5 protein-coding genes and 1 pseudogene are annotated in these 4,777 nt (G+C 76.6%); 5 read left to right on the plus strand and 1 reads right to left on the minus strand.

From position 1 onward, the window contains the following. The 3 genes from ABZW03_RS37410 to ABZW03_RS37420 all read left to right on the plus strand — a co-directional run. On the plus strand, window positions 1–1,006 hold a 1,006-nt coding region (locus ABZW03_RS37410), incomplete at its 5' end, for a crosslink repair DNA glycosylase YcaQ family protein (protein ID WP_355268828.1). A gap of 10 nt (window positions 1,007–1,016) precedes the next feature. Beyond that, window positions 1,017–1,778 (plus strand): SDR family oxidoreductase, encoded by a 762-nt coding sequence (locus ABZW03_RS37415; protein WP_355268830.1) that lies wholly within the window; start codon window positions 1,017–1,019, stop codon window positions 1,776–1,778. Window positions 1,779–1,902: 124 nt separating this feature from the next. Next, the gene (locus ABZW03_RS37420) at window positions 1,903–2,598 is read left to right on the plus strand and encodes a tyrosine-protein phosphatase (RefSeq protein ID WP_355268832.1); all 696 of its coding nucleotides are present in this window, start codon (window positions 1,903–1,905) and stop codon (window positions 2,596–2,598) included. A gap of 70 nt (window positions 2,599–2,668) precedes the next feature. Here ABZW03_RS37420 and ABZW03_RS37425 read toward each other — a convergent pair whose 3' ends face one another. Further along, window positions 2,669–3,322 carry an RICIN domain-containing protein gene (locus ABZW03_RS37425; protein WP_355268834.1) on the minus strand — a complete coding sequence of 218 codons (654 nt, stop codon included), beginning with the start codon at window positions 3,320–3,322 and terminating at the stop codon, window positions 2,669–2,671. Here ABZW03_RS37425 and ABZW03_RS37430 point away from each other — a divergent pair. Next, complete coding sequence (locus ABZW03_RS37430; RefSeq protein ID WP_355268836.1) at window positions 3,315–4,409, plus strand: hypothetical protein; 1,095 nt, start codon at window positions 3,315–3,317, stop codon at window positions 4,407–4,409. The genes ABZW03_RS37425 and ABZW03_RS37430 overlap by 8 nt on opposite strands. 179 nt (window positions 4,410–4,588) lie before the next feature. Beyond that, window positions 4,589–4,777 (plus strand): annotated as a pseudogene (locus ABZW03_RS37435) (hypothetical protein); the annotation flags it as partial.

Below are 4,777 nucleotides of genomic sequence, written 5' to 3' on the forward strand. Positions count from 1 at the left end.
AGGACGGCCGGCACATGGCCGACACCAGCCCCCAGGGCCGCGGCGCCGTCGGCTGGGCGCTGATGGAGCTGGCCTGGCCGCCGGGGCGGCCGCGCCGGCGGGCGAACTGGCCGCGGCCCAGAAGCACCTGGGGGTCGGCCGGGACGAGGTGGAGCAGCTCTGCCTGGCCGTCGAGCGGGCGCTGTCCGAGGACCGCCCGCTGGCCCCGGCGGCGATCCGCGAGGCGGTCGGCGACGCCGTCCGACCGCTCGGCGAGCCGGGGCGCAGGCGCGGCCTCACCACCACCCTGCCGCTCGCCCTCGGGCTGCTGCAGTCCCGCGGCCGGATCCGCCGGGTGCCCGTCAACGGCCGCCTGGACCAGCAGCGTTACGGCTACGTCGGCTGGGACCAGCCGGTCGCCGGGGACGCCGTCGACCTCGCCCGCCGCTACTTCTCCTGGGCCGGCCCGGCCACCCTCAGGCACTTCCGCTGGTTCTCCGGCTTCACCGCCGCCACCGCCCGCCGGGCCGTCGCCGAGGCCGGCCCGGTGCCGCTCTCGCCCGGATCGGAGCTCCTGCTGCCGCCCGGACTCGCCGAGGAGTACGCCGGGTTCGAGGTGCCGGACGAGCCGCACTACACCCTGCTGGCCGACATCGACGGCATCCACCTGCTCCACCGCGACCTGCCCCGGCTGCTCGACCCCGCCGACGCGGCCCGCCCGCTGCCCGCCGGCCGGGCCGGGCGCTCCTTCGGCACCGAGGCGGACCCGCAGACCCACGTGGTGCTCGACCGCGGCCGGATCGTCGGCCTCTGGGAGTACGACACCGAGCGCGCCGAGCTCGTCCTGCTGCCCTTCGTCCCGCTCGACGACGCCCTGCGGGAGGCGGCGGCCCGCACCGAGGCCTTCGTCCGGGACGAACTGGGCGACGCCCGCGGCTTCGGCCTCGACTCGCCGAGGAGCCGGGCCCCGAAGGTCGCGGCCCTGCGGGAGGCCGCCGCGGGTGCCCCCGGCCGGGCCGCCGGGTAGCGTACGGGCCATGCCGACCACCCCGACCGACCAGGTCCTGATCGTCACCGGCGCGAGCCGCGGCATCGGTGCCGCCACCGCCCTGCTGGCCGCCCGCCGCGGCCACCGGGTCTGCGTCAACTACCGTACGGACGATGCCTCGGCGGCCGCCGTCGTGGACGCGATCCGGGCCGAGGGCGGCACCGCCCTCGCGGTCCGCGCCGACGTCTCCCGCACCGCCGAGGTGGAGCGGCTGTTCCGCACCGTGGACAACGAACTCGGCCCGCTCACCGGGCTGGTGAACAACGCCGGCACGCTGGAGAAGCAGTGCCGGCTGGAGGAGATCGACGAGGACCGGCTGAACCGGATCTGGGCCGCCAACATCACCGGCCCGTTCCTGTGCGCGGCCCAGGCCGTCCGCCGGATGTCCACCCGGCACGGCGGGCGGGGCGGCGCCATCGTCAACGTCGGCTCGGCCGCCTCCCGGATCGGCTCGCCGAACGAGTACGTCGACTACGCGGCCGCCAAGGGCGCGGTGGACTCGATGACCCGCGGCCTCGCCCTGGAGGTCGCCGCCGAGGGCATCCGGGTCAACGCGGTGCGGCCGGGGCTGATCCACACCGACATCCACGCGCTGGGCGGCGAACCCGGCCGGGTCGACCGGGTCGCGCCCGGCCTGCCGATGCGGCGCGGCGGGCAGCCGGAGGAGGTCGCCGAGGCGATCCTCTTCCTGCTCTCCCCGGCCGCCTCGTACACCACCGGGGCGTTCCTGGAGGTCTCGGGCGGGCGCTGAGCGGCCGGCCGCGCGGGCCGTCCGCGCACCGGCGGGGGCCGGTTTCGGCCGACGTCGTCCCGCCACCGGGCGGCCCTCCGCCGTTTCCTTCCGCCCGCCCGCGGCCGCCCGTACGGTGGTGACCATGACCGACGCCTTCATCGACATCCCCGGTGTGCGCAACTTCCGTGACGCGGGCGGGATCGGTGCCCTCCGCCGGGGCGTGCTGTACCGCTCCGGGTCCTTCCACACCCTCACCGAGGAGGGCGCCCGGCGGCTCAAGGCCCTCGGTCTGCGGACGGTCTTCGACCTGCGCAGCGGGTACGAGCTGGAGACCTGGCCGGACCAGCGGCACGGCCTCGACCACGAGACCCTCCACGTGCCGACGCTGCCCCCGCACCCCAAGGACGCCGACCGGCCCTGGCCCGAGGACCAGGCCGCCCTCTACCTCTTCATGGCCGAGGAGGCCGGCCCCTCGCTCGCCGCCGTGGTGCGCCGCCTCGCCGCCCCGGGGTCGCTGGCCACCGTCGTCCACTGCGCCGTCGGCAAGGACCGCACCGGGCTCACCATCGCCGTCCTCCAGTCCCTGCTGGGCGCCTCGGAGGCCGAGATCACCGCCGACTTCCTGCTCTCCAACACCGGGCTCGGGCTCGACGACGGCCCCGTCCCGTACCTCGACGAGACCGGCACCGAGCGGCTCTCCCGCCCGGTCGGCGCCGAGCTCCTCGCCTCCTCGCTGGCCTGGATCCACGACCACCACGGCACGGTCCCCGGCTACCTCCGCCACCACGGCGCGACGGACGCCGAGCTCGACGCCGTCCGCGCCAGCCTCGCCGACTGACCCGGCCTCCGGGTCCGGCGCCCGGGAGCCTCAGGGCAGGGGGCTCAGGCAGGGACTTCAGGCAGGGAGTTCAGGCGTCCCGGCGCTCGAAGCGCCACCACTGGGCCGGGACGTCGGCGTCCTCGCGCTGGTGGACGTCGGCCTCCGGGGTGTCGCCCGCCGTCAGGGGCTTGCCGCTGATGAAGCTGGTGACGGTGTAGGTGCCCGGGGCGTCGACGTGGGCCTCCAGCAGCCACTCCTGGGCGCCGAAGGCGTTGGCCGACCACTGCTGGATCCGGACGCCGTCCTCCGTCGAGGCGCCGGTGACGTCCAGCCGCTTGCCGCTGCCGGCGTTCTCGATGTGGAACAGCGCGCCGCCCGGGTGGACGGCGGTGAGGCGCCAGAGCTGGGCGGCGCCGCCGTCGTCCGCGCCGAGGACGATCCGGGCGCCGCTGCGCCGGGAGGCGTCAGCGACCTGCAGCAGCAGGCCGCTGCCGACGTTGCGGACGAGGTAGCTGCCGTCGGTGATCGCGGAGTCTGTCACGGTCGAAGTCTGCCACCGGGCACCGACAGGCCCCGCGGGCGGCCGGGACGGGCCGGGCGTGCGATCGGGACGGGCCCCGCGGGCGGCCCGGGACGGGCCGAGCCGGGCCGAGCCGGGCCGGGTGCGGGCGACGGACGCGGTGTCGCGCGGAGGAGTTTCCGCCGGACCGGCTCCGCCCCCTATGCTGCGGCGAATGTCCACCGAGCAGATACCGTCGCACCGTCAACAGCCCACCTTCGCCGAAGCCGTGGCCGCCCTGGAGGCCGTGGTCGCGGCCGGGGACGAGGAGCGGTTCGGGCCCGCCCTCGGGCAGGTCGGCGGGCTCTTCGGCGCGGCCGAACCGGCAGAGCGGGTGGCGGCCGGCCCCCGGCTGGCGGCGCTGCTGCCGGACGCCCCGCCGTTCCCCCGCGCGCACCTGGCCATGGTGGTGGGCGCCTGCGTGGAGCACGGCGCCGACCCGGTCGCCTGCTCCGGCCCGGTGCTGGCCGGCCTGCGCGAGGCGCTGACCGGCGCGCAGCTGCTGGTGCGGCGCTGGGCCGCCACCGGCGGCGGCCCGCTGCCCGACGCGGAGCAGGACGATCCGGCCGAGGCGCACGAGCGGATCGCCGACCCGGCGCACCTGGACGACTGGCACGCCCACCTGGCCGTGGTCGCCTGGTGGACGCTGCACCTGTGGCAGCAGGCGGCCTGGGCGGTGTACGCGCACGCCGAGGTCCGGACCGAGGCCCGCGCCTCGGGCGTGACCGAGGTGCTCCTGGAGCTGTTCGACCGCTACCGGGGCGAGCAGCACGACTTCAAGGGCCTGGTCCACCTGGCGCTGGTGCTGGACGACGAGCCGCTGCTGGTCCTCGACCGGCCCACCGGCACCGGCTACCTGCTGCGGATGAGCGGCCTGAGCGACACCTTCCAGCTGCACACCCTGCTCGCCGACGTGCTGGTCGGCGGCGGCCACCTGCCCGGCACCCCGCAGGACCCGGAGGTGGTGGCACTGGCCCGGACGGCGTTCCTGGACGGCCGCCGGGTGATCGCCACCGGCGCCTTCAACCTGGTCGCGCCGGACGGCTCCTGGATCTGGAACGAGGGCACGCCGAGCGACATCCCGGTGGTGGACGGCGTGCGCACCCTGGTCCTGGAGCCGCTGCCCTACGAGCGGAGCTGGTCGGCCGGGCGGTTCATCCAGGAGGTCCCGGGCGACCTGCGGCTGGAGCGGGTGCTCGACCCGGCGGAGGCGGCGCGGCTGCTGGCCGCCACGGTGCCGGGGCAGACGCCGGCCGAGGCGTTCCGGTAGGACCGGACGACCGGGCCTGACCAAGCGGCCCGACGACAGGGCCTGAGGAGAGGGCCTGAGGAGAGGGCCTGAGGAGAGGGCCGGACGCGAGGCTCCCGGGAGGCCCCGGCGGCGCCGTTCGTTCACCGGGTTATGGTCGGAGACCGAGAGCCCCAACGAGCCTACGAGTGGAGTCGACGATGGCGAAGGTCCCGAACGTGCTCGCGGCCGCCGCGCCCGCCGCGCTGACCGCGGCGGGCGGTCTGGTCGGCGGTTACGGCGTCGCCCGCTGGAGCGGCCGGCGCGAACTGGGCGGCGCGGTGCTGGCGGCGGCCGGAACGGCGCGGAAGGTGTTCATCGACGGACCCGACTCGCTGCGCGTGGAGCTG

Source organism: Kitasatospora sp. NPDC004799 (assembly GCF_040609095.1).
In the GTDB taxonomy this organism is placed as follows: Bacteria; Actinomycetota; Actinomycetes; order Streptomycetales; family Streptomycetaceae; genus Kitasatospora.

Bases quoted from the DNA above. Each gene is read 5' to 3' on its own strand.
- ABZW03_RS37430 (WP_355268836.1), top strand. From the start codon at position 3,315: ATGTCCACCGAGCAGATACCGTCGCACCGTCAACAGCCCACCTTCGCC.
- ABZW03_RS37415 (WP_355268830.1), top strand. From the start codon at position 1,017: ATGCCGACCACCCCGACCGACCAGGTCCTGATCGTCACCGGCGCGAGC.
- ABZW03_RS37420 (WP_355268832.1), top strand. From the start codon at position 1,903: ATGACCGACGCCTTCATCGACATCCCCGGTGTGCGCAACTTCCGTGAC.